Annotated in this window: 19 protein-coding genes; 3 read left to right on the top strand and 16 right to left on the bottom strand. The window is 67.4% G+C overall.

The window, feature by feature from the left end:
- Positions 1–57: 57 nt before the first annotated feature.
- The 3 genes from guaA to groES all read right to left on the bottom strand — a co-directional run bounded on the left by guaA (position 58) and on the right by groES (position 3,763).
- Entirely contained in the window at positions 58–1,635 is a 1,578-nt protein-coding gene (gene guaA / locus ACOGXD_RS07505; protein ID WP_419917225.1) for a glutamine-hydrolyzing GMP synthase, read from the bottom strand.
- Positions 1,636–1,788: 153 nt separating this feature from the next.
- Positions 1,789–3,438, bottom strand: coding sequence for a chaperonin GroEL (gene groL, locus ACOGXD_RS07500; protein ID WP_419917224.1), 1,650 nt, complete (start codon positions 3,436–3,438; stop codon positions 1,789–1,791).
- 34 nt (positions 3,439–3,472) lie between these two features.
- Positions 3,473–3,763: a co-chaperone GroES gene (groES, locus tag ACOGXD_RS07495; RefSeq protein ID WP_419863559.1), complete on the bottom strand. Its 291-nt coding sequence runs from the start codon at positions 3,761–3,763 to the stop codon at positions 3,473–3,475.
- Positions 3,764–4,007: 244 nt separating this feature from the next.
- On the opposite strand from groES, the gene ACOGXD_RS07490 reads away from it, so the two are divergent.
- Both ACOGXD_RS07490 and ACOGXD_RS07485 read left to right on the top strand, forming a co-directional pair.
- Complete coding sequence (locus ACOGXD_RS07490) at positions 4,008–5,612, top strand: ATP-binding protein (RefSeq protein WP_419917223.1); 1,605 nt, start codon at positions 4,008–4,010, stop codon at positions 5,610–5,612.
- 226 nt (positions 5,613–5,838) lie between these two features.
- Entirely contained in the window at positions 5,839–6,966 is a 1,128-nt protein-coding gene (locus tag ACOGXD_RS07485; RefSeq protein WP_419917222.1) for a hypothetical protein, read from the top strand.
- 43 nt (positions 6,967–7,009) lie between these two features.
- Here the strand turns inward: ACOGXD_RS07485 and tsaD are convergent, their stop codons facing one another.
- The 12 genes from tsaD to ACOGXD_RS07425 all read right to left on the bottom strand — a co-directional run bounded on the left by tsaD (position 7,010) and on the right by ACOGXD_RS07425 (position 20,952).
- A complete protein-coding gene (gene tsaD / locus ACOGXD_RS07480) occupies positions 7,010–8,017 on the bottom strand; it encodes a tRNA (adenosine(37)-N6)-threonylcarbamoyltransferase complex transferase subunit TsaD (RefSeq protein WP_419917221.1) in 1,008 nt (335 codons plus the stop codon).
- Positions 8,014–8,613 (bottom strand): ribosomal protein S18-alanine N-acetyltransferase, encoded by a 600-nt coding sequence (gene rimI / locus ACOGXD_RS07475; RefSeq protein ID WP_419917220.1) that lies wholly within the window; start codon positions 8,611–8,613, stop codon positions 8,014–8,016. The genes tsaD and rimI overlap by 4 nt, the downstream gene beginning before the upstream one ends.
- Positions 8,610–9,308, bottom strand: coding sequence for a tRNA (adenosine(37)-N6)-threonylcarbamoyltransferase complex dimerization subunit type 1 TsaB (gene tsaB, locus ACOGXD_RS07470; protein ID WP_419917219.1), 699 nt, complete (start codon positions 9,306–9,308; stop codon positions 8,610–8,612). The genes rimI and tsaB overlap by 4 nt, the downstream gene beginning before the upstream one ends.
- Before the next feature lie 57 nt (positions 9,309–9,365).
- Complete coding sequence (tsaE, locus tag ACOGXD_RS07465; RefSeq protein ID WP_419917218.1) at positions 9,366–9,869, bottom strand: tRNA (adenosine(37)-N6)-threonylcarbamoyltransferase complex ATPase subunit type 1 TsaE; 504 nt, start codon at positions 9,867–9,869, stop codon at positions 9,366–9,368.
- 12 nt (positions 9,870–9,881) lie between these two features.
- Positions 9,882–11,123: an alanine racemase gene (alr, locus tag ACOGXD_RS07460; protein WP_419917217.1), complete on the bottom strand. Its 1,242-nt coding sequence runs from the start codon at positions 11,121–11,123 to the stop codon at positions 9,882–9,884.
- Positions 11,120–12,688 (bottom strand): NAD(P)H-hydrate dehydratase, encoded by a 1,569-nt coding sequence (locus ACOGXD_RS07455; RefSeq protein WP_419917216.1) that lies wholly within the window; start codon positions 12,686–12,688, stop codon positions 11,120–11,122. Before ACOGXD_RS07455 ends, alr begins: the two co-directional genes overlap by 4 nt.
- A gap of 15 nt (positions 12,689–12,703) precedes the next feature.
- On the bottom strand, positions 12,704–13,048 hold the full coding sequence (locus ACOGXD_RS07450; RefSeq protein WP_419917373.1) for a holo-ACP synthase: 345 nt from the start codon (positions 13,046–13,048) through the stop codon (positions 12,704–12,706).
- Positions 13,049–13,084: 36 nt separating this feature from the next.
- Positions 13,085–16,753, bottom strand: a complete 3,669-nt coding sequence (locus ACOGXD_RS07445) for an SIS domain-containing protein (RefSeq protein ID WP_419917215.1) — start codon at positions 16,751–16,753, stop codon at positions 13,085–13,087.
- A 102-nt stretch (positions 16,754–16,855) separates the two neighbouring features.
- The gene (locus ACOGXD_RS07440; RefSeq protein ID WP_419917214.1) at positions 16,856–18,274 is read right to left on the bottom strand and encodes a phosphoglucosamine mutase; all 1,419 of its coding nucleotides are present in this window, start codon (positions 18,272–18,274) and stop codon (positions 16,856–16,858) included.
- Positions 18,275–18,280: 6 nt separating this feature from the next.
- On the bottom strand, positions 18,281–18,673 hold the full coding sequence (gene rpsI / locus ACOGXD_RS07435; protein WP_419917213.1) for a 30S ribosomal protein S9: 393 nt from the start codon (positions 18,671–18,673) through the stop codon (positions 18,281–18,283).
- Positions 18,674–18,711: 38 nt separating this feature from the next.
- On the bottom strand, positions 18,712–19,158 hold the full coding sequence (gene rplM, locus ACOGXD_RS07430) for a 50S ribosomal protein L13 (protein ID WP_419917212.1): 447 nt from the start codon (positions 19,156–19,158) through the stop codon (positions 18,712–18,714).
- 69 nt (positions 19,159–19,227) lie between these two features.
- Positions 19,228–20,952 (bottom strand): N-acyl-D-amino-acid deacylase family protein, encoded by a 1,725-nt coding sequence (locus ACOGXD_RS07425; protein WP_419917211.1) that lies wholly within the window; start codon positions 20,950–20,952, stop codon positions 19,228–19,230.
- A gap of 103 nt (positions 20,953–21,055) precedes the next feature.
- On the opposite strand from ACOGXD_RS07425, the gene truA reads away from it, so the two are divergent.
- Positions 21,056–21,865: a tRNA pseudouridine(38-40) synthase TruA gene (truA, locus tag ACOGXD_RS07420; protein WP_419917210.1), complete on the top strand. Its 810-nt coding sequence runs from the start codon at positions 21,056–21,058 to the stop codon at positions 21,863–21,865.
- Between the two features lie 30 nt (positions 21,866–21,895).
- Here the strand turns inward: truA and ACOGXD_RS07415 are convergent, their stop codons facing one another.
- Positions 21,896–24,928, bottom strand: a complete 3,033-nt coding sequence (locus ACOGXD_RS07415; protein WP_419917209.1) for a M16 family metallopeptidase — start codon at positions 24,926–24,928, stop codon at positions 21,896–21,898.
- Between the last annotated feature and the right edge of the window lie 98 nt (positions 24,929–25,026).

The following is a 25,026-nucleotide window of genomic DNA, read 5'->3' as shown; positions in this document are numbered from 1 at the left end:
GCTGTGGGGCCAAGGTAGTTGCGGCTGTGCTGTGAACCTCCGCCTATTCCCATTCGCCTATTCCCATTCGATGGTGCCGGGGGGTTTGGAGGTGATGTCGTAGACGACCCGGTTCACGCCGGGCACTTCGTTGACGATCCGTGACGAGATCAACTCGAGCAGGTCGTGGGGCAGGCGGGCCCAGTCGGCAGTCATGGCGTCCTCGCTGGTGACCGCGCGCACGATGATCGGGCGGGCATAGGTGCGCTCGTCGCCCATCACGCCGACGCTGCGGATGTCGGCCAGCACGGCGAACCCCTGCCAGACCTCGCCGTCGAGACCGGCCTTCGTAATCTCGTCGCGCACGATGACGTCGGCCGCTCGCACCGTCTCGACGGCTTCGGGCGTGACCTCGCCCACGATCCGGACGCCCAGGCCCGGCCCGGGGAACGGCTGGCGCTGCACGATCTCGGGCGGCAGGCCCAGCTCGGTGCCGACGGCCCGCACCTCGTCCTTGAACAGGCTCCTCAGCGGCTCCACCAGCTCAAAGGTCATGTCTTCGGGCAGCCCGCCCACGTTGTGGTGGCTCTTGATCTTCGCCGCGGTGGGCGAGCCCGACTCGATCACGTCGGGGTACAGCGTTCCCTGCACCAGGAAGCGGGCGTCGGTGATGCCGCCGGCGGCGCGCTCGAAGATGCGCACGAACTTCTCGCCGATGATCTTGCGCTTGTCCTCGGGATCGATCACTCCCGCCAGCGCCTCGAAGAACTCGTCAGCGGCCCGCTCGTGGATCAACTCGATGCCCTGTGTGCGCCGGAATGTGTCGGTGACCTGCTCGCCCTCGCCGGCACGCATGAGCCCCGTGTCGACGAACACGCAGGTGAGCTGGTTGCCGATCGCTCGCTGTGTCAGCGCGGCGGCCACGGCGCTGTCCACCCCGCCCGAGAGCCCGCAGATGGCTCGTGCGCCGCCCACCTGGGCACGGATGGCCTCGATGCTCTCGGTGATGACGTTGGCCATCGTCCACTCGGAGTTGATCCCGCAGATGCCGTGGAGGAACCGCTCGAGCTGGGCCTGCCCTCCCGGCGTGTGCGCCACTTCGGGGTGATGCTGCACGCCGAAGAAGCGGCGCTGCGGGTCTTCGATGACCGCAGCGGGGCTGTCGGCAGTGGACGCCGTGACCGTGAAGCCGTCGGGCGGCTCGACCACCGCGTCGAAGTGCGACATCCACACGGGCTCGCTGGAGCCGACGCCCTCGCCGGATTCCCCGAGCAGTTCGGAGGGCACGCCAGCGTGCGTCATGGTGGTGCGCCCGTACTCGCCGCGGCCGCTGCGGTCCACCTGCCCGCCGAGGTCGCGCGCCAGCAGCTGCGACCCGTAGCAGATGCCCAGGATCGGCACGCCCATCTCGTACACGCCGGGATCGATGCCCGGGGCGTCTTCCACATGTACCGATGCCGGCCCGCCGCTGAAGATGATCGCCGCGGGCGAGCGCTCGGCGAGCTCGGCGGCAGTGGCCGTGTGGGAAACGATCTCGGAATAGACCTGCGCCTCGCGCACCCGCCGGGCGATCAACTGCGCATACTGCGCGCCGAAGTCCACCACCAAGACCGTTGGGTGGGCGGCCGCGGCGGCCGCCGGAGAGTGAGTGGACATGGGCCGCAGCTGCGCCGAGTTGGGGAAAGGTATGAGGGTACCGTTGGGTCCTAGCGGCATTGCGGGTTTTGGCAGCCGGGTACCGCCCGGCAACGACACAGAGCCGGCGCGAACGCCGGCCCTGCGCTTGTTAGGGAGGAGGTGGAGCGGGAGCTACATCATCCCCGGCATGCCACCCATGCCGCCGCCCATGGCAGCAGCAGCCGCAGCCGCGGCGGCGGGATCCGGATCTTCGGGCTTGTCGGTCACCAGGGTTTCGGTGGTGAGCAGCAGCGCCGCGATCGACGCTGCGTTCTGCAGCGCCGCACGGGTGACCTTGGCCGGGTCGATGACGCCGGCCGACACCAGGTCCTCGAACTTGCCGGTGTCGGCATTGAAGCCCGTGTTGCCGTCGGCCTGCTCGATCTGCTGCACGATGACAGCGCCCTCGTAGCCGGCGTTCTGCGCGATCTGGCGGCTGGGGCCTTCCAGTGCACGATGCACCATGCGAGCCCCGGTGGCCTCGTCGCCGTCGAGATCGAGCGCTGCCACAGCAGCCCGAGCCCGCAGCAGCGCAGTGCCGCCGCCGGGCACGATGCCCTCTTCGATCGCAGCACGGGTGGCCGACACCGCGTCCTCGATGCGGTGCTTCTTCTCCTTCAGCTCGACCTCGGTGGCCGCGCCGACCTGGATCACCGCCACGCCGCCGGCCAGCTTCGCCAGCCGCTCCTGCAGCTTCTCGCGATCCCAGTCGGAGTCGGTGTCGTCGATCTCGCGCTTGATCTGAACCACACGCCCGTCGACGTCGCCGCTGTCGCCGCCGCCCTCCACGATCGTGGTCTCGTCCTTGGTGATGATCACCTTGCGGGCGGTGCCCAGCAGGTCGAGAGTGGTGTTGTCGAGCTTCAGGCCGACCTCTTCGGAGATGACCTCGCCGCCGGTCAGGATCGCCATGTCGGCCAGCATCGCCTTGCGTCGCTCGCCGAAGCCAGGCGCCTTCACGGCTGCCGATGAGAACGTGCCGCGGATCTTGTTGACCACGAGCGTGGCCAGCGCCTCGCCCTCGACGTCCTCGGCGATGATCACCAAGCCCTTGCCGGTCTGCATGACCTTCTCGAGCACCGGCACCATCTCGGCGACCGCGCCGATCTTGCCGTTCACGAACAGCAGGTACGGGTCGTCGAAGACAGCTTCCTGGCGGTCGGGGTCGGTCACGAAGTACGGCGACAGGAAGCCCTTGTCGAACTGCATGCCCTCGGTGAATTCGAGGTCGACGCCGAACGTGTTGGATTCCTCCACCGAGATGACGCCGTCCTTGCCGACCTTGTCGAACGCCTCGGCAAGCGTCTCGCCGATCGTGGTATCGGCCGAGGAGATCCCGGCGACGCTGGCGATCTTGTCCTTGTCATCGGAGACGTCGGTCGACATGTCGACCATCTCGTCGACAGCGGCAGCCACAGCGGTCTCGATGCCCCGCTTGAGCTCCATCGGGTTGGCACCGGCGGCCACGTTGCGCAGGCCCTCACGGACCATGGCCTGAGCCAGCACGGTGGCGGTGGTGGTGCCGTCGCCGGCGACGTCGTTGGTCTTGGTGGCCACTTCCTTGACGAGCTGAGCGCCCATGTTCTCGAACGGGTCGTCCAGCTCGATCTCGCGGGCGATGCTCACGCCGTCGTTGGTGATCGTGGGTGCCCCGAATGACTTCTCGAGCACGACATTGCGGCCCTTGGGCCCCAGGGTCACCTTGACCGCATCGGCCAGTTTGTTGACGCCAGCTTCGAGGCCACGCCGGGCCTCCTCGCTGAACTTCAGGATCTTGGGCATGTGTTTGTTCTCTTTCCCCTCGGCGCGCTCAGCGTCAGGCCACGATGGCCAGGACGTCGCGGGCGCTCAGGATGAGCAGGTCCTCGCCGGCCACGGTGATCTCGGTGCCGCCGTACTTGCTGTACACGACGGTGTCGCCGACGCCGACATCCATCTGGATGATCTCGCCCGACTGGTCGGAACGCTTGCCGGGGCCGACCGCAAGTACCTCGCCCTGCTGGGGCTTTTCCTTGGCGGTGTCGGGGATGACCAGGCCGCTGGCCGTGGTCTCCTCCGCGTCGCTCGGACGCACGACGATGCGGTCCTCAAGTGGCTTCAGGTTCATGGTCGGAAGTGCCTCCTGTGGCGCTGTGCCCTGTCTGGGGGCGTGTCATGGAACTGCCCGGCGGCACTTAGCACTCTCACCGGGCGAGTGCTAACGATACGAGCCCTCGGGACCAGCCACAACCTTCTGCAAACACAATTGAAAATTATGTTGCTTATAACAAGATCGGTGAGATAAGTTCGTCTCAATGACAAATCGTTCATATCCGTCATTTCATCCCAGCAGGCAGACACAGCAACTGTTGATGACGACCGAGCAATTCAGAACAGAGTTTCCGAACGAGAACAACTACGTGGAATGGAAGGCAGGCGTCAGCCGCAAGGAGATCCAGCGGGCAATCGTCGCATTTTCCAACGCCGACGGTGGTGTCCTGCTGCTCGGCGTCGATGACAGCGGCCAGCCCACAGGCAAACCGCTGGATGCCGGTCTGGAAAAAACGCTGTGGGAGATCATCAACGACATCGAATCACCCGGCCCGATCAAGATCCGCTCGCTGACTGTCGGGACCGTGCTGATCACCGTCCTGTCGATCGAGCGACGGATGCAAGGGCTGGCGCAGACATCGGACGGTGCCGCGCTGGTTCGCAGAGGCAAGCAGAACCTTCCATTGACAGGGGCAGCTCTCGTCGAATTGGTAACAGAGCGCACACACGACAGCTTCGACAACAGCCCCTCGGAGTGGTCAATCGCCGAGGCCGACCCGGACCTGCTCAGACAGCTTTGCGAGGCTCTCGACGTCGATGCAGACCTCGACGGTTCCAGCTTGGCTGACGCGCTCGAAGAGCGAGGAATGCTCGTACGTCAGGCCGGCGAGCCAGTGCTAACCAAGGCCGGGGCGCTCTTCTTGGTGCCGCAGGCTTCGAACGAATTCGGCAAGTGCTTCGTCGAGGTCTTTCGCTTTCCCAACCCTGACGGAGAACACGACCTTCGCAAGTCGTTTGCAGGCACCCCGGCCCAGCAGGTCGACGAGGCAACTGCATGGATCGACAACGAACTGGGTTTCGATCTCGTCGTACTCGGACGCAAGCGTCACGAACTTCGACGCCTCCCGGTGAGGGCGCTGAGGGAGGTGATCGCCAATGCCGTCGCTCACCGCGACTATCAGCTCGCAGGATCCGCGGTCGAAGTACGAGTGACACCTCACGAGGTGTCGGTGAAGTCCCCAGGAGGATTTGTTGCGCCGGTGACGAGCGAGAACCTGCGCCATGCGCATGCTGCACGCAATCGGCGCATTATCCAAGCGCTGCGTGCGTTCGGTCTCGCGGAGGACGCAGGCCGAGGTGTGCGGGTGATCCTTGAGGAAATGGCTGAAGATCTTCGAGCAGAGCCCACCTTCGCCGAAGATCCCTCTGGACACATCGCGGTACGGCTGCCGATCGAAAGCCCGGTCTCACCCGAGGAACGTGCGTGGGCGCGTGAACTTGAGCAGCGAACCGTCTTGCAACCTGAGGATCGACGTGTGCTCATCGAGGCGGCTCGAGGAGTCGAGCTCTCGAACGCCAGCGTCAGGTCGCTGCTCAACGCTGATAGTTCAACGGCACGCCAGAGTTTGCAGCGGCTGCGCGATGCAGGCTTCCTCATCCAAGACGGCGAGCGTCGTGGCACCCGGTACTACATCGCGCCTGGGCTTCGACGTCCTGCGTGGGTTGGCTTGGACCGCGCCAGCCTGCAGGCCGCCATCGTGGACATGGCCAATTCGGGTCCGATCACTAATGCTGCAGTACGCGAATTCATGGGCCTCTCTCGATCCGAAGCGGTAGCCGTGCTTCGAAACCTGGTCGCACACGGACAGCTTGAACTTCGCGGCTCCAAGCGTGGCTCGCACTATGTGCTTCCCGGCAGCGGGTGATCGACACGACGCTCGCTCGCCACATTGGCTCAATCCACGAAGTCCTTTGACGGGCCTGGACCCGCACCACCGTCGAGAGCCGATGGGTCCATGAGTCCAACCGCGCGAATGAGGGCAACACGTGCAAGAACGGTGAGCGGCGCGGCGAGGATGCGCACATTCCGCACTGTCTCTTAGGCTCAGCTGGCTGGGACAGTGACCGGGGCATGTGGCCAGGGAGGCAGCGATGTCAGTGGAACTGGCGGTGTGGCACATGAGCAACAGCGGACCCGTGCTGCTTGGGTCTTCCGCGCTGGATTCAGAAGAGCGCTTGGAGACGCTGCTCATCGATGACCCGACCATGTTGGGAACGGAACTTCTCATTATCGGGCGGCAGGTGCCCACGTCGTTCGGTGGTCGCATCGACCTGCTGGCACTGGACGATGAAGGCCGTGTTCACGTACTGGAGCTGAAGCGCGACCAGACACCGCGAGACACCGTCGCACAAGTACTCGACTACGGCTCATGGGCTGCGAACTTGGGCCTGCAGGAACTGCAGGACATCTTTGATGCCCACAAACTCAGCACTGACCGGAACCCCGGTGAGGTCTCCGGCGCGGAGTCGCTCGACGCGGCATTTGCCGATCAATTCGGCCAAGCGCTGCCCGATGTGGTCAACGCCGACCAGCAGTTCACCATCGTGGCCTCGAAGCTGGACGATGCATCAGATCGCATCGTTGAGTTTCTGGCCGAAACGTACGAAGTTCCGATCAACGCAGTGTTCTTCCGTCACTTCGCCCACAATGACAACGAGTACTTGGCGCGGACATGGCTATTGGACCAGCAGGTCGCCGAGAATCGTCCCAACCGCAAGGTGCGCAGCAAGAGCCGCCCATGGAACGGTCGGGACTACTACGCCGTGCTCGGGAGCCGTGAAGACGACAAGCGCTGGTTATTGGCGCGCCGGTATGGCTTTCTGAACGGCGGCAGCGGCAAACGCTATTGGAAACCCCTGCGGCATCTTGAGCGAGGACATCGCGTTTTCGCCCATGTGGCGGGTTGCGGATATGTTGGCGTCGGTGAAGTGACCGGTGAAATGAGGCCGATCGGCGAGGCGACCGTGATCGTCAGGGGCGAAGAAGAGGCACTCATCGAGCAGCCTGACATCCACTCGCATTTCCTGAATGCCGCGGCCTCGGAGGATGAAGATGCCGTCGAGATGGTGGTCCCGGTCAAATGGATGGCCACCCGCGACTTCGGCGAGGCGTTTTGGGAACCGGGATTGTTTGCCAATCAGAACACGGCCTGCAAGCTGACTCGTCAAAACACCATCGACAGGGTCTTGGCCGAGTTCGGTCTCGAGGACTCCGAATAGCCCCATTGCCGCACTTGCCGGGTAGCGGTTGAGGACTTGGACGTTAGTTAAGGAAGTCGATGCGCAGGTTGGGATCGGCGCCGCCGTCGAGGTTGGAAGGACCATCGCTGGCCAACCGGTACCAGGCCGTCGCGGCGATCATTGCGGCGTTGTCGGTGCACATGGCCCGGCTCGGCAGGTAGGCGTTGATGCCGTCTTCCATGCAGATGTCGAGCGTTCGCTCCCGTAATGCGCTGTTGGCCGCCACGCCGCCGGCCAGGCAGATGCCCGCTGCTGAAATCTCGCGGGCCGCCTTGCGGGCTTTGTGGGTGAGCACGTCGGTCACGCAGGCCTGGAACGACGCCGCAACGTCGGCAGTGGCGACCTCGGGGTGGGCTCGAACCCAGTTGATGACCGCCGTCTTGATGCCCGAGAACGAGAAGTCGTAGCCGTCGTCGAGCATGGCCCTGGTGAGCGGTACCGTGGTGGGATCGCCCTCGGACGCCAGCCGGTCGATGACGGGACCGCCCGGGTAACCGAGCCCCAGGTAGCGGGCCACCTTGTCGAAGGCCTCCCCGGCGGCATCGTCACGGGTGGCACCCAGCAGGCGGTAGCGGCCGTGGCCCTCGAACGAGATCAGCATCGTGTGTCCGCCCGAGACCAGCAGGGTGACCAGCGGGAACTGCACTTCGGCGTCGTGCTCATCGAGCAGCGCCGCGTACAGGTGGGCTTCGTGGTGGTTGATGCCGATGTAGGGAACGTCCCACACGAGCGCCAGCGCCTTGGCAGCGGCCACCCCCACCAGCAGGCTGCCCACCAATCCGGGACCGCAGGTAGCCGCCACGACGTCGATGTCGCTGTCGGCGGCGCCGGCCTCCACCAGCGCCTCGGCCACGACGGGCGTGATGAGGGCTTCGTGGGCGCGGCCCGCGATCTCGGGAACCACGCCGCCGTAGCGGGCATGGAGATCCACCTGGCTGCTGACGATGCTGGAGCGCACGTCGCGGCCGTCGTCCACGACCGCTGCGGCCGTCTCATCGCAGGAAGTCTCGATGCCGAGGATGGTCGTCATTGCACCCCCATGCTGGCCGCAATGCCATCCAACCGTGTGCTGTGCTCGTCGCTGCCGATGTCGTGGCACCACATCACCAATGCGTCCTCTCGCTTTCCGCCAGGGCCGCCCCGGTAATAGTTCTTGCGGCTGCCGACGGGCGCATAGCCGAACCAGCGGTAGAGGCGCTGGGCCGCAGTGTTGGAGGAACGCACCTCCAGCGTCAGCGCTTCCAGCCCATCGATGCGTCGGGCCTCGCGGTGCAGCTCCAGCATCAGCCGTGCGCCCACGCGGTGACCCTGGCAGTGGGGATGCACCGCCACGGAGGTGATGTGCCCCTCACCGGCCACGATCATGAAGCCGCCGTAGCCGATGACGCCGGCGGGTCGGCCGTCGGGGCCCGGCGTGCAGGCCACGCGGTACACCCGCTCGCCGCCCCGCTGCAATTCGTCCAGGTACAGGGCCATCGACCAGGGCCTCGGGTACACCAGCTTGTCGATGCGACGGATCTCGCGCAGATGCTTGCGGCGCATCGGGACGATGACGGGCGCTGGGCCAGGCGCAGCCGGAGCACGCCGCCGGCCTGCAGGGGCCGCCGCTGTATGCGCTGTACTCACGATCGCTCCCGCTGCTGCCAATTGATGCGAGCGTCGGGGGCGCGCAGGTACATCGGCGAGATCTCGGATGGGCTGACGAACTCTTCGCGCAGCGCTCGGGCGTGCGCCAGCTCCACCAGGGCACCGGCGTTGGGATGGCGCAGCCCCTCCCGGCCTATCTCCGCGCCGCGCACACCGCCCAGCACCTCCGCATAGCGCTCGGCACCGTCGCCCACGATCAGCGTCTCCGCACCCGTTGCCATCAGCTGCGCGGCGACATCGGCGGGCTGATCGACGGCGGGCGGGCTCATGAGCTGGATGCCCCCGGGCGCCCGCCGGTACGTGGCGTAGAAGATCTCGCCCCGGCGAGCATCGACGGTGGAGACGATGAGCCGATCGCTGAAGCGCGCCGGGAATGCCGTGAGGTCGAGGCTGGAGACGCCGATCATCGGGACGCGGCAGGCATGCGCAATGGACTTCGCGGTCGCCAAACCCACCCGCAAACCGGTGAACAGGCCGGGGCCGACATCGACGGCCACCAGGCCGATCTGCGACAGCTTCATCTGCGCCTGCTCGCAGAGGAACCGGATGGCCGGCGCGAGCGTCTCGGCGTGGCGCCGGTCGCGGGTGGTGTGGAACGAGGCGATGATGCCTTCGTGCCCGCCGATGGCCACGCCGACTTGGGGCGTCGCAGTCTCGATGCCGAGAACTAGCACTGCGCTGCCTCCGCGCAGTCGGGCACTAGCACTGCGCTGCCTCCGCGCAGCGGTGAACTAGCACGGCGGCACCGGGAAGCTGTCGGCGAAGTGCCATGCTGCGGCGAGCGAATCGGCGCGGGCGTGCCAGCTCGGACCCACGAGGTCGGCCTCGAAGATGCGGATGTCGGGCGATTCGCCGGGGTCGGCAAGCCTGATGCGTACTTGCAGGAAGTCGCGAGGCAGCTCGCCGATCACCACCTCGCCCCACTCCACGCACACCACCGCGTCGTCGTCGAGCAGCTCGGGCAGGTCCAAGTCGAGCACCTCGCCGAGATTCTCCAGCCGGTACACGTCGAGGTGGTGCAACCGCATGCGGCCCTGGTAGCTCTGCGCCAGCGTGAAGGTGGGGCTGGTCACCGGCTCGGCGACCCCGAGTGCTGCCGCCAGCCCCTGCGTGAACACCGTCTTGCCAGCGCCCAGGTCGCCCGACAGCAGCAGGACATCGCCAGGACGCAAGAGCGGGGCGAGTGCCGCTGCGACAGCTCGCGTCCCGTCGGCGCTCGTGGTGCGGAACCGCATGACGGAGCTTGTCTAGCGTGCCGAGCCGCAGCCCAGCGCCTCTGCACGGCGGTAGACGCGGGGGACGCGCAGCGAGATTCCAGTGAGCACTTCGTAGGGACTGCGACCGCACCAATCGGCCAGATCGGTGATGGTGACACGCTCGTCGCCCTGGCGGCCGACGAGGGTGACCCGGTCGCCGTTGTAGGCGCTGCCATCGCCGATGTTGACCATCGTCTGATCCATGCAGACATGGCCCACCACGGGGTGCGGCGCTCCGTCGATGAGTACGTTTGCCGGTCCCTGTGCCGGCCCCTGCTGCGGGCCCGTGCCCAGCGAGCGGGCGTAGCCGTCGGCGTACCCGACGGGCAGGGTGATCACCCGGGTCTGGCGGTCTGCGGTCCACGTGCTGCCGTAACCGACAGATGCTCCGCGGGGTACCACCTTGAAGTAAACGACCTCGCTGTGCCAGCTCAGCACCGGTTCGGTCGGCAGGGCGGCTGCGATCTCGGGTTTGGGAGCCACGCCGTACAGCACGATGCCCGGGCGGACACGGTCGAGGTGAGCCTCGGGCAGACGGGCAATGGCAGCGGAAGCCGCCATGTGCCGGACGGGCGTGGGCAGCGAATGGCGCTCGTAGAAGCTCAGTGCCTCGCTGAAGTAGTCGAGCTGCCTGCGCGCATCGGACAGATCACCGCTGTCGGCGTTGGCGAAGTGGCTGAACACGCCCTCGACGCGCACCGAGCGGCAGCGGAGCGATTCGGCGAACAGCCCCTCGGCGTTGTAGTGGTGAACGCCGATGCGCTCCATGCCTGTGTCGATCTTGAGATGCGCCCGGGCGGTGGTGCCTGCGGCGACGGCCGCATCGTCGATCTGGCGCAGCTTGTCAATCGACGGCGCCGTGAGGATCAGGTCGTGGGCAAGGAAGAGGGGAATCTGGCGCTCGACGGCGCCGCCGAGGACGTGGATGTCGATAGTCAGTCCGGCGCTGCGCAGTGCCAGCGCCTCCTCGACATAGGCGACGCTCACGCACGACACTCCGGCAGCCTGCAGCGCCAGCCCGATCCGCGCGATGCCGTGGCCGTAGGCGTTGGCCTTGACCACCGGCACCACCTCAGCCCCGGCGACGTGTCGGCGGATCGCTGCCAGGTTGCGGTCGAGCGCGTCGAGATCAATGTCGCACCAGGTAGGACGCATCTCTGACGCGTCTGGTTCCCGCAGCCGCATCTCTGACGCGTCTGGTTCCCGCAGCCGCATCTGCGATGCGTCAGTCATGTGCCGCTCATTTCGGCACCGGAGGCAGCGAGGCCAGCTCGCACTGTCCCCAACAGCTCGACCTGGTGCATCGCAGTCAGCGGCGTGAGAGCTGCGACAGCACCGTGACCGCCGAAGGTGGCGGTGCGGCCGTGCCAGTGCGCAGCGGCGGCGGTCTGCAACAGCACGGCACCAGGTTCGGTCGCACCGGCGGACAGGACCGCAGCGATCATCCCCGAGAGCACGTCGCCCGATCCAGCGGTCGCCAAGCGGGCGGTGCCAGCAGCGGCCGCCAGCACGACAGTCGTGTCAGCCTCTGGAGCAGCTCGGGCGGCCACCAGCGTCGTCGGTCCCTTCAGCAGGACAACGACATTGAATTCTTCCGCTGCCCGGCTCACAGCATCGAACCGATCAGCCGCGGGTGGGCTGCCCGTGAGCTTGGCGAACTCCCCGTCATGGGGTGTGAGAACGGTCGGCGCGGTGCGCTCATACAGGCACTCAGGATGGTCCGCGAGTGCCGTGAGGCCGTCGGCATCGACGACCAACGGCACCGGACAGTCGGCAATGAAGCGGGCTGCCTGGGCCATGGCGGTGGGGTCGGTGCCGATACCCGGTCCGATGATGGCTGCGTCGAAGCGTTTGATTCCGTCGAGCGCGGGCCCGGCCCACTCCCCTGGCCGGAGGTCGCGCGCCACCGCCTCGGCCGGTCGAGCGACATCGGCCGCTCGCACGCCCGGGGAGCTCGCTACCACCATCCCGGCGCCCGCTTGCTGGGCGGCCGCGCACACGAGATGTCCGGCGCCGCGCATCTGGGGCGAGCCCGCAATGACCCGCACCGCCCGGCGCCACTTGTGCGCTGCCGGCTCAGCGGCTGGCAACGCGGCATCTGCATCGGCATCGGTCACGAGCCACGACGCCGCCCCGCTGGCGTCGAGCCCGATCGGGGCGAGCTCCACCTCGCCAGCGGCAGCCGCCCCGGGGTGCAGCAACAGGCCCGGCTTCAGCGCCCCGAAGGTCACAGTCAATGCCGCAGGCCAGCAACCGTGGTCCTCACCGGTCAGCGCGTCGATGCCGGAGGGGATGTCGACCGCCAGCACGGGTGCTGCCGGTGCTCGATCCGCACCCCACGATCCGCGCAGCCCGGTTCCGTACGCCGCATCGATGACGAGGTCCCATGCCGCCGACGTGGGCATCTTCGAGCCTGCGCGGATTGGTGAACCTTCCGGTTTCGTTGCCTCTCGTTTCCCGCTCTTGTTCGCTGCGCTCACGGGCCGCTCAGGCCACGGCTTCGCCTGCCGGCTCAGCCTCTCGGAATTGGCCCTGCCGACGAGCTCCAGCGCCTCGGGTGGCGTCACGACTCGGCAGCGCACGCCCCATCGCTCCAGCGCCGCCGCTGCGACCCGCCCGTCTGCGCCGTTGTTGCCCTTGCCGGCGGCCACGAGCACCCGGCGCCCGTAGGTGCCGCCCATCATCCGTCGGGCTGCGATAGCGACGGCCGCGCCGGCACGCGCGACGAGCACATCGGTGCCTTCGGGCGCAGCCGCGTCAATTGCTGCCATCTCAGCCGGTGTCACGATCGGGATCACCGTCTCGCTCCCGGCCTATTGCGCCAGCACCATGGCGGCTGCCACCGAGTCGGTGTGGGTGAGCGTCACCTGCCATTCCGACAGGCCTGCTGCTGCAGCTCGTTCGGCCGCAAGGCCTCGAAGCACCAGTTCGGGTCGGCCGCCGGGGTGGCGTGCCACTTCGATGTCGCGGAACTTGCACGCGCCCAATCCGATGCCCAGCACCTTCATCACCGCCTCCTTCGCCGCGAATCTGGCGGCGAGGCGGGTGTCGGGATCGACTGTCCCCATGGCGTAGGCAAGCTCGGCGGGGGTGAACAGGCGGGCGCGCATGCCGCTGCGCCGCTCGAGCACTGCGGCGAATCGCTGGACATCCACCATGTCGAGCCCGATCGAGGTGCTCACGTGCCGGCGGTCCTACTCACCCGGCTCGTCGCCGGGCGGGGCCGGAGCACCCAGCCAATGCTCGGCGAGCACGTACACCGGTCGGGTCAGCAGATCGAAGACGTCGAGCGTGCCGAGCAGATCGTCACGGAACCATGGCAGCGTCTCGGTCACTGCGTCGGCGAGCGCCCCGTAGCGACCGCGGTAGCCCATCAGTACCGACCGCATCGTCGGCGCACGCAGCCGCTCCACGAAGCGGCAGTGCAGCAGCGTCAGCCCGGTTGTCGTTCCGTCCTTGGTCTCGGGAATGTGAAGCACTGTGCGGCCGTCGCGGCCGCGGGCCACGGTGACCTCCCGCTCGTAGGCGGCACGGTGCTTGCTGCCGCGCAGCTGCGGGTTGGTCACCGTGCGCGACTCGATGCCGAGCGCCGTGCCGCCACGATCAGTCAGCCAGATGGTGACCTCCGGGCCGCTGGCTGATGCCACTTGGCCTTCGATGCGGTATCGCGACCAGCCGGTGACCTCGGCCACCACCGGGTCGAGCGCGGCCAGGGTGCGCAGCGCGGCATACGACAGCCGATCCCTCGGCGCACCGGCTTCGAGCGCCGCTGCCACCAGCATCGAGTCGAGCAGTGTCTCATCGGCGCGCGAAATGCCGACGGTGACGGTCTTGGCCTGGTGCTTGATGGTGTCCACCGGTCGGGTGAGTTCGTCGATGGCGATATTCAGCGCATCGGTGAAGTCGTCGATGACAACCGAAGGCAGCCCCACCTTGCCGATGTCCGCTTGGTACATCTCCAGCGGCGTCATGCCCACTGCGTACCGCAGCACCGCTCCGAGGCGAGCCGCAGTGCCCGCCCGCAGGTGCCCGTCATAGCTGCCTGCACGCACGCCGTCGCGGAAGCGATTGGCTGGGGCGCGCAGGCGCTCGGCCAGCACGGCCAGCAGGTCGCCCTCGCGGCCGGGGGCCGTGAGCGATGCCCCAGCACGACCGCGGACCGCCGGCAACGATTCATCGCCGCCGGCAACCGCAAGCAGCGATTCGGTACTGGCACGCATCTCACGCAGCGGATCGGCCAGTGCGTCGATGGTCAGCGCCGCCTCGTAGCCGTACAGGTGACCAGCGGCCGTCGCCAGCATGAAGTCCACTGCCGGATGCACGGCGGGAACCTCCAGCAGCTCCGCCGCGGCGTCAAAGCGGCCGGTGCCGGCGGAGGCCACCACGATCGGAGTCGCACGGTGCGCCCGGTAGATCGCCACCTCCTTCGCGGCGTCGTCGGCGACCGAGCCCGAGAGACCCGTCGCGCACACCCAGATGAGCGGCTCACACGAGAGGTCGATGTGCTTCTTGTCCTCGGTCCCGTCCTCGGCGACGGCGTGATAGCAGACCTCAGACAGCTTGATGCGAATCTCACGGGACGCGATCCGGTTCGCGCCATTGCCCACCACGGCCCAGTGGCGATGGGCGCCCACGTGGCGCCGCGCGATCCGGGCGATCTCGCCATGCGATGCGATCACGGCTTCGAGTGCGGCGGGCAGCTTGACCAGCGCACCGAGCAGCTCACTGATGGCAGTGGACGTCGTGGAGTCGCCGGGGCGGATGTCAGCGGCGATGGCGGACGCGAGCAGCGCGCACGCCGCAACCTGTGCGTAGAAGGCCTTGGTGGATGCCACCGACATCTCCACGTCGCGGCCGTCGGAGGTGTAGAGCACGCCGTCGGCCCGGTCGGTCAGGTCGCTGCCGCGCCGGTTGACGATGGCGACCACGGCCGCGCCTCGGGCGCGAGCGAGATCGACCGTGCGGTTGGTATCGGTGGTGGTGCCGGACTGGCTGACGGCCACGACCAGCGTGTCGGACAGGTCGGCGTGCAGGCCGAAGCCGCTGAACTCGGTGGCGAGAGGCGCCGTCACTTCGACGCTGCGCAACGTGCGCGATGGCGCCAGGAGGGATTCGAGGAAATGTGGCAGTGACGACGCTGCAGCCGCCGCTGTGCCCTGGCCGATGGCAACGATGCGGCGGATGGAGCCGTCCCGCAGCCGGGACCGGACATCGGCAGGCAGGGCGTCGGTTCCAATCCGGGCGTGCCGCAGCGCGCCGGCTGTGGCTGTGTCAATGCGGCCACGCAATGTGGCCTGGAGCGACCGGGGAGCCTCGCTGATCTCCTTGAGCAGGAAGTGCGGGTAGTCGCCCCGGTCGATGTCACGGGTGGTGACCTCGGCGGTGACGATGTCACTGGCTTCGACGGGCAACTCTGTGCCGTCGTAGGAGAAGCGGCGCAGCGCAGTGAGTTCGGCCGCCGCGCCGCTGGGCGTGCCGACCAGCATGATCTGGCCGCGGCTGCCCACGGGGTTCGCTGGGTCGGACGGAGTCTCTCCATCGAGGCGGACGTACTGGCGGCATTCCTCGACCAAGCCATACGGCTCGCTCGCGACGATGTATGACGGGCCTGTTGCCCCTAGGTACAGCGCCTGGCCGCTCCCCCGCAGTGCCAGCGCCGCCACGTCGGGCATCGCGGCGACATGCGCCGCGATCGCCACCGAGCCCTCGAAGCTGCTGACGGCATCAGCGAAGGCTTGCCGAAGCTGTACCGAACTACCAGTGGAGTGCTCGCCGTTCGAGCTTGCAGCGAGGGCTTGGCGCAGCATCGTCGGAATGACCTTGGCGTCGGTGGTGATCTCGGGCGCAATCTGAAGACGCCTCTGCGCGATCAGGTCGGCGTAGTTGTCCACGTCTCCGTTGAGCACAGCGGCGATGTGCGGGACATCGCCGCCATCCGAATCAGCGATGTGCGGGACATCCGTGCCTGGGTCTGAGGGTCCCCATGCATCGAGGGGATGGGTGTTGGGCACCGAGACGATGCCGATGCTGGCCCACCGGGTGTGGCCCAGCACGACCGCGTCCGCGCCGTCGACGCACAGAGCCCAGCGCAGCAACCTGTCCTGGCGGATCTGCGATCTCAGCGCCGACGTGTTGTCGCCGAGCTCTCCGATTTCCGACGCGGTCTTGTAGACGAACGCCAGCCCATTGCCGGTGTCCCGCGCCGCGCCGGCACCGTAGAGCGGGTCGGTGAGCCGTCCGCCGTGCGCGCCGCCGGCGCTGCCGGTATCGGCGTCGAGGCGCGCTCCGTGTACGAATACCTGCAGCCCGGCCGAGTCCCGCCCTCGAACTTCGAGGCGGTCAAGTGCAGACAGCGCGACCTGGATCGACCAGAGTCCGCCCACGGCTGCCGGCGGGGGCGAGCCGCCCCAGAGCCCGATCACTTCCCGCGCCATCCGCAGACGGTCGCGGCGCAATGCGAATGCGTGGTCCTTCAGCTCGCTGAGGCAGGCATTGATGCGCTCGATGCGAGCGCCCTCATCACCGGGCAGCGCATCGCCGGCATCAAGTGCCCTGTCGATGTGGTCGACAGATTCATCCACGGTCGCCAACGCTGCCTCGATGTCGAGCACACACTTCGCGTCGGATACCAGCAGGCGGACGCCGGGTAACGATCGCAGCGCTTCGTCGGCGTCTTGCAGCACCGCGGCGGCGGCTTCAAGCCGCTCGAGGGAATCGCGACCGTCAAAGGGGGCGTCGGAATTGCCCCCGGCCGCTGCGGCAGCAAGCAGGCCGGCGGCGTCATGCAGCCGCGGGACAACCGCAGAGGCCTCCAGCGCAACCCTGTCGTCGCGGCGGCCGATAACGGCCACAATCCCGCACACAACAGCGAGGGTACCGAGCACCCGACGGCCCGTTGGTCGGGCGCATCACCACTGGGCGGCACCGGCCGCGCGCCCTGCTCAGCGGCGCAGCTGGACCCGTGACTAGACGGTGCCGGCCGCGCCGACGCCCTCGACGATCACGTCGGCGAGACGGTCCACAAGATCCGTTGCCTCGCGCTCGGTCGGGGCCTCCACCATGATGCGGATGACCGGTTCGGTGCCGCTGGCACGCACCAGCGCCCGCACGTCAGGACCTGCCCCTGCGGCGATGTCATCGACCGCACGCAGCGTCTCATCGCCCAGCGATCCGTAGCCGGCAGGCACATTGCGGAGCACCTGCGGTGCAACCTGCATCGCCTGCAAGGAAAGCTCAGCGCTTGTGAGCGACGATTCGCCCGCTGCCCGCCGGGCAACGAAGTCGGCAAGGTGGACGGCGCTGCGCAGACCGTCACCGGTGGTGGCCTCGTGCCGGAAGACGACATGACCTGACTGCTCGCCGCCGAGGCTGAGACCGCCCCCATCCAGTGCTTCGAGCACCGCACGGTCCCCCACCGCGGCCGTGAGCACTTCAATGCCGGCCTCGGCCATCGCCCGGCGCAGCCCCACGTTGGACATCACTGTCACGACCAGCGTGTCGCTGGCGAGCAGGCCCTGCTCAGCTAGGTCGACAGCGAACAGCGCCATTTGGCGGTCGCCGTCGATGACCTGCCCTTCGCTGTCCACGGCAATCATCCGGTCGCCGTCACCGTCGAACGCCATGCCTAGATCTGCGCCGACGTCGAGCACCGTCGCACCGAGCGCGCCAGGATGCACCGAGCCGCAGCCGTCGTTGATGTTGCGACCGTCGGGCTCGCAGAACAATGCGGTGACCTGTGCGCCCAGCCGTCGCAGTACTCCGGGCGCCAGCGAAGCGGTCGCACCGTTCGCGCCGTCCACCACCAGGTGCAGGCCGTCGAGCGTGCGACTGTCGATAGCAGCGCACAGCGAGCGCTCGTAGGCATCCAGCACTTGGTCCATCTCGCTCGGCCGCTCCGCCTGAGCTTCAGCAGCGCGGACAGCGGGAACAACGTCCGGCCGGCGTGCGACCTCAGCCGCGGACGGACGGTCGCCGTGCGTCAGCCGCAGGTCGGCGAGACACCGGGCGACGGCGGACTGCTCGGCATCGCTGAGCTTGGTACCGCCCGCTGCGAACAGCTTGACGCCATTGTCGTGCCACGGATTGTGGGATGCCGAGACCACGGCACCGGCCATGTCGAGGTGCTGGGCTGCAAATGCCACGACCGGTGTGGGCACGATGCCGAAGTCGATGACCTCAGCGCCGGTCGCTCGCAGGCCGGCAACAAGCGCTCGTGCCAGCGCAGGACCCGATTCGCGCGTGTCGCGGCCAACCGCCCAGCGCGCAGCATCATTGCCTGCGAACAGCGCCCGGTTCGCCGCGCGCCCGAGCGCGTGCGCGACAACCTCATCGATCTCGTCGAAGGCCCGCCCTCGAACGCCGTCGGTTCCGAAGGTGGGTTCCACGCCGGGTTAGCGCTTGGAGTACTGGGGCGCCTTGCGGGCCTTCTTGAGGCCGTACTTCTTGGATTCCTTCTTGCGGTCGTCGCGATGCAGCAGACCGGCGGACTTCAGCGTCGTTCGCGCCTCAGGGTCGAGCACCAGCAGCGAACGGGCAATGCCCAAGCGCAACGCGCCGGCCTGACCAGCCACACCGCCGCCGTCCACGGTAGCACTGACGTCGTAGCTCTCGGCGGCTTCGGTGAGTCGCAGCGGCTCGGTGATCTCCATGCGGTGCACCGACGACGTGAAGTACTCGTCGAACGGGCGACCATTCACCGAGATGTTGCCGCTGCCGGGCAGGAACCTCACCCGGGCGACGGCACGCTTGCGGCGGCCAGTGGTCTGCGTCAGCGGAACGGGCACGAAATCGGGGTCTTTCTCGTCGGAGGTCGATCGGTGCTTCAGCGCGCCAAGGCGTCGGGCAACGGCAGCGGCTGGGGCTGCTGAGCGGCATGGGGATGGTCAGGCCCGGCATACACCTTCAGCTTGCGCAGCTGAGCCCGGCCCAATCGGTTGTGCGGCAGCATGCCGCGGATGGTGCGCCGCACCGCGTCGGCCGGCCGGCGGGCCAGCAGATCGCCGTACTTCTCGCTGTGCAGACCGCCGGGGTAACCCGAGTGGCGGTGCACGAGCTTGTCCGTGGCCTTGTTGCCGGTCAGCACCACCTTGTCGGCGTTCACCACGACAACGTGGTCACCGCCGTCGATGTAGGGGGCGAAGGTGGGCTTGTGCTTGCCGCGCAGGATCTTGGCGACTTCGGTCGCCATGCGGCCCAGCACCATGCCCTCGGCATCCACAACGAACCACGAGCGCTCGATCTCAGATGCTTTGGGGGCATAGGTGCGCACGCTGGAACTCCGCATGGGGTCGGCTGCGAGACAGACCCCAAGAGGCTACCGGTGCTCAGCCAGATGCCGTCACTGGCCAGATGCCCGAACAGGCACAGTGTCGCGTCCCGCCCGGAGCAGGGTGCCCGGTCGCGCATCGGTGAACTCGCCGCCGCTGACGGCGACCTCGCCGTTGATCAGCACGGTGTCGATGCCGTCGGCCTCGCCATAGAGGCGCCACGCACCGCCGGGCAGGTCCTCACGCACCTCGATCGGCTTCGGCGCCACCTCGTCGGGGTCGAACACCACGACGTCGGCATGGCAGCCCTCCGCCAGACGGCCGCGGTCCGCGAGGCCGTACAAGCGGGCAGGGATGTCAGTGAGCTTGTGTATGGCGTCTTCCAGCTCGAGCATCTGGCGATCACGGGCTGCGGCCAGCAGGTACGTCGAGTAGTTGAACGTGGCCAGGAAGTCGAGGTGCGCGCCTGCATCCGATGCACCGATCACGCAGCGGTCGTCGTTCCACAGCTCCTGGCGCAGCGCCCAGCTGTCGTCGTCGTCCCCAGCAGCGCGCGGGTACAAGCCGGTCTTGAGATCGTCGGCAACCACCAGGTCGCACAGCGCATCCCACGGCGTGATGCCTTGCTCGTCGGCGATCTCGCCGATCGTGCGGCCTTCGAAGTGCGTGAGCTCGGGCTTGGTGACCTCGCCCACGGTGAGGCGCTCCCAGCGGGCCACGCCCCGGAACGCGCTCGGCTGCTGGGCGAGATCGTTCAGCGCGGCGCGGCGCTGCGGGTCGGCCAGCAGCTGCATCTTCTCTGCCGGCGGCAGCGCCATGGGCTCGGCCCAGCCGTGCAGCGTGTCGAGCAGGAATCCGCTCTCGAAGCACAGGCGGCTGACCGCGGGCATCGGGGCGGTCAGCGCCACCACGCGACCGCCTTGGCGAGCGGCGAAGTTGCTGGCTTCAAGCTTCTGGGCGATGACATCTCGGTGCCGGCCGTTGGCGAAGATCACGTTCCAGTTGAGCGGCCGATCCGCCGCCACCGACATGTCGGCAAGCAGCTGGTACACGTCGGTGTCGAAGCGCTCGATGGTTGGGATGAACTCGAGAGCCACCGCCGGGCTCGACCGCAGCACCGAGCACAGCTCGATCAGCTCGGTGGTCGAAGCGTGGCGCGAGGGCACAGCTTCGCCGGCGGCGTCGTTATGCGTCTTGGCCCACGACGAGCTGAAGCCCAGCCCGCCCGATGCGATGCTCTCGGCCAGCAGCCGCTTCATGGCCTCAAGCTCGTCGGGCGTGGCCTCGTGGCCCACCGAGCGCTCACCCATCACGATCCGCCGCAGCGCGCAGTGCCCTACCAGGAACCCGGCGTTGGGCATCAGGGTGCCGTCGATCGAGTCGAGGTACTCGCCGAAACTGCGCCAGTCCCACGGGACGCCCTCTTGCAGCGATTCGAGCGGCATGCCCTCCACCCGGGCGAGCATCCGCATCAGGTAGTCGCCGTGGTCGGGCTCCAGCGGGGCGATGGTGAAGCCGCAGTTGCCGCCGATCACCGTGGTCACGCCGTGCAATGGCGACGGAGACAGGGTGGTGTCCCAGAAGACCTGGGCGTCGAAGTGCGTGTGGATGTCGACGAAACCGGGCGCGACCACCTTGCCGGAGGCGTCGATGGTGTGCCTGGCGGCACCTGCCGCCTGAACCGCCTCGTCGCCGACCGCCACGATGCGCCCGCCGGAGATGCCGATGTCACCCTGCGCCCGCGGTGCCCCCGTGCCGTCGATGATCGTGCCGCCCGCAATCCTGGTATCGAGCATGTGCGGTATCCCCCTGTGACCTGGCCGATGCGACCGAGCCGATGCAGCCGGGTCAACGATTGGCCGTGACTGCACCGCTCCCAGCGAAGTTACCGTGCCAGCGATGAACGAGCATGAGGCCGCCCGCGGGGACGGGCAGCGAACAGTGCGGTTGGATATGGCGTACCGCGGCACGGGTTTTCGCGGCTTCGCTGCCAATGAAGGCGTTCGCACGGTGGCCGGCGAGCTGGGCGCCGCGCTCGAGCGCATCCTGGGCGAAGCGCCCCTGCTGACCGTGGCCGGCCGCACCGATGCAGGCGTTCACGCCACCGAGCAGGTCGTGTCGTTCCGGATCGGCGGCGAGGGGCTGCGGCGGCTCGACCCAGCCGGACCCCCGCGCTTGGCGTCCGCGCTCAACCGCATACTGAACCCCGAGATCGCCGTCGCAGCCGCCGCATTCGCCGATGACAGCTTCGATGCGCGCCATTCGGCAAGCTCCCGGGCCTACGAGTACCGCATCCGAAACGCGGTACATCCCGACCCCCGCTGTGCCGACCTCGAATGGCATGTTGCTGCTCCGCTCGACATCGGCCAGATGAATGTCGCTGCGGGTCACTTCGTCGGCGAGCACGACTTCACCTCGTTCTGCAGGCGACCGAAGGATCGTCCCGACGCTTCGCTCGTGCGCACCGTGTCGAGGGCGCGCTGGTCGGCTGAGGGCGCACAGATGCGGTTCGAGATCGAGGCCAACGCGTTCTGTCACCAGATGGTGCGGGCCATCGTGGGCCAGTGCGTGGCGGTGGGGCGCGGCGACCCGGCAGCTGACGACGTGCCCGCTGTGCTGTCTGCACGCAGCCGGGATGCGGCGGCGCCCATAGCGCCGCCCCACGGACTGACGCTTGTCGCAGTCAGGTACCCCGACGATGCGTACTGATGCGGCTTGCTGAACCGTCGACCTTTTTGCCTACTCGGCGGTGCGGAAGGCCTCGATGCGGTTGTCGAGGTTGAAGAGCAGCGCGATGAACTGCTGCACGTCGGCAGCGGTGACATCGTCGAGGGCCGCGCGCCGACGTGCCGGAGTGGCCACGTCTGCGTCGTCGAGGTAATGGCGGCTCAGCAGCGGGTTGATGAGCACCGAGTTGGTTTCGAATGCGTAGTTGTCACGGACCACGGCGATCGCCTGGGCGAGGTCGCGCTCGGTGGGACCGTCTGCGATCAGCTCAGTCAGGATTTGCAGCACTTCCGCGTGACCCACGTCGAGGCCTTCTGACGGGCCGGTCGAGCTGATGCGCGCCTCCCATGTGTCGACCGCAGTGTTCGGCGACACTGATGCACCGACTGAATAGGTGTCGCCGAGTTCCTCGCGCACCCTCCCAACAAGCAGGTCGTTGACCACTGCCGCCGCCACGTCGGCGATGACGGTGGTTTGTACGGAAATCGGTGCCTCCGCTCCGAACATGACATTGAAGCCCGCTGCACCGGCATCGGCATCGACCGCGATCGTGAGGCGCTCGACTCCCTGGGGAAAGCCGGGACGGTGATTGATGAACGTGTCGCTCTCACCGGCGGGCAGCGTGCCGATGTAGCGCGCCGCCAAGTCGGCCACCGTGCCACGGTCGATGTCGCCCACAACTGCCACGACCAAATCGTCGACATCGCTCAAGCGTGCTTGGTACAGCCCGAGCAGCGAATCTGTGGTCACTGCGTCGATCTGGGCTTGGCTCGCAATGAACTTGTGCCATGGGCTGCCGCCGTACAGCGCGTCCAGCAACTCCAGCTCCGAGATCCACAGCGGGAACGTCTCGGCGTTCGCGAGCCGCGTTTGCATGGCCTGCACCTGTTCGGCGACCGCCACATCGGTGATGCGCGGCTCGGTCACGTACAGGTGCATCAGCGTGAACAGCGCTTCGAGGTCGTCGGATCCGGCTGCACCGGAAAATCCCTCGGAGAATTCGGCGATGTACGGGCTGACCCGTGCCGTGGTCGTGGCGAGGTATTCGTCGAGCTGGGTTGCTGAGGCATCCCCCGCACCGCTGGAGGCCACCGCGCCGACCGCGTGGCGCACGAGCGCCGAATCGCCCTCGGTCAGCGTCGACCAGCCGCCGAGACTCTCGGCTACGACGTTCACTTCGCCGGCTGCGATGTCCGACGGAGCGAACACCACGCGGGCGCCGTTGGCAAATTGCCACTCGTACGCATCATCGAACAGGTCGACCTCAGCCTCGGTGACGGGAGCGACCGGACTGGGCGTCTCCATCAACACATCGACGGCTTCTTCGGCCTCCGGCGGGGCAATCGGCCGCGCCGCTTCGACAGCCGAGAGCAGCTCGTCTGCAGTCGGCACCGCGGAGGGGTCAGGTCCGATGGAAACGACCAGCGGTGGTGCGATGTCGAGCACCCAACGCAGGTGCGCCGTCAACTCCTCGATCGAGTACGTGTCCAGCAAGCCTTCGAGGCGCGCGACACGCTCAGCTGTGGACGAGATGTCCGATCCGGACAGGAAGTGCTGGACGTAGCCAATCGCATAGTCGTCGTCCTGACGCGTCTCGTCGCTCTGCAGCTGGAAGTCGAGCGACGTTCGGATCGCGCTGACCGCTTGTTCGAGTTCGTGTTGGGTGAAGCCGTAGTGGGCCGCGCCCTCCACGACCGACAGGTAGTCGGTGGTGGCCTGCACCAGATCGGAGCCCTGGTAGTTGGTGCCGTACAGCCGCAAGCCGCGCGCAGCCGCGAACGCGCTGAAGTGGGGCTCGGTCGCCTGGGCCATCAAACCGGCGCGGTGCGCGGCGTCCAAGCGGATGTCGAGCATCTGCGCGATCAGGTTCTCCATGAGCAGCAGCCGCTCGCCGCCACGGGTGTCCGTGGGCCATGCCGGCAGCTGCCAGTCGAGCGAGATGTAGATGGGGCCGTGATCAGGGTGCGTCACGACGTCAGTGACCGGCTCGGTCACGAACTGCACCGTGAACGGATTTCGATCCGGCTGGGCAGGCAGAGCATCGGCAGGCGCCGGCAGGTCGCCGAAGTGCTCGACGACGAGTTCCTGCATCTGGCTCACCGGCAGGTCGCCCACGACGACGACGGCCATGTTGTCGGGCCGGTACCACGTGTCGTAGAAGTCGCGCAGAACCTCGGCGGTGATCGACGAGTTCGACTCCTCGGTACCGCCGATCTCCATTCCCTCATAGACGGTGCCCTCGTAGTAGATGGCGTTGAGGAAGTTGGAGATCCGGCCCGATGCCGACTCGTCGCGCAGCCGGTACTCGTCGAGGATGATGCCTCGCTCTTGCTCGACGTCGGCGGGAAGGATGGTGGCGGCTGACGCCCATTCCGCCAGCACAGTGAACGCGAGATCGAGTGCCTCGGGATCATCTAGCTGGAAGTCGAGGATGTAGACCGTCTCGTCAGGGCTGGTGAATGCGTTGAGATCGTGGCCGAAGTCGGTGCCGATGTCGCGCAGCACCTGATCGAGCTCGTTCTCGGAGAACATCTCGGTGCCGTTGAACAGCATGTGCTCCAAGAAGTGCGCGGCGCCCTCGGCGCCCTCGGGGTCGAGCACTCCTCCCGCGTTGACTGCGAGGTGCATGACCACGGCATCACCCGGCGAGTCGTTCGATCGCAGGTAGTAGGTGAGGCCGTTCGGGAGCTGGCCGATCACCGCGTCCGGGTCGACCGGCAGCAGCGACGGGTCGAGGTCGGCAGGCTCGTAGTCGTTGAACTCGCCCAGGTCGACCGGGTCGCCGATGGGTTCGGGGGCGGGCTCGGGTTCGTCTGCGGGCTCTTCGGCAGGCTCAGGTTCGTCTGCGGGTTCGGGCTCGTCGGTCGCTTCGGGCTCTGCGTCGGCATCGACAGCGTCTGGTTCGTCGGTGTGAACTTCGGCTGTCTCGTCGTCGGCCGCTTCGGGTTCGCTGACCCCGTCATGTTCGTCCGGAGCACACGCAGCCGCCAGCAGGGCGGTCACAAAGAGCACGGTCAGGAGCTGGCGCCACAGAGCTGGTTTCATCGAGGGCTTCGCCTTTCGGCAGCGAGTATGCGGAACAGGACGGTACCGGCACCCGAGAGGCCAGCGGCGTCGAACAGGGGCGGAGTCCTCGAAGTGCT

Origin of the sequence: Candidatus Poriferisodalis sp., from assembly GCF_965204125.1 — a bacterium.
GTDB lineage: Bacteria > Actinomycetota > Acidimicrobiia > Acidimicrobiales > Poriferisodalaceae > Poriferisodalis.
This window is presented reverse-complemented; position numbering and strand designations above follow the sequence as displayed.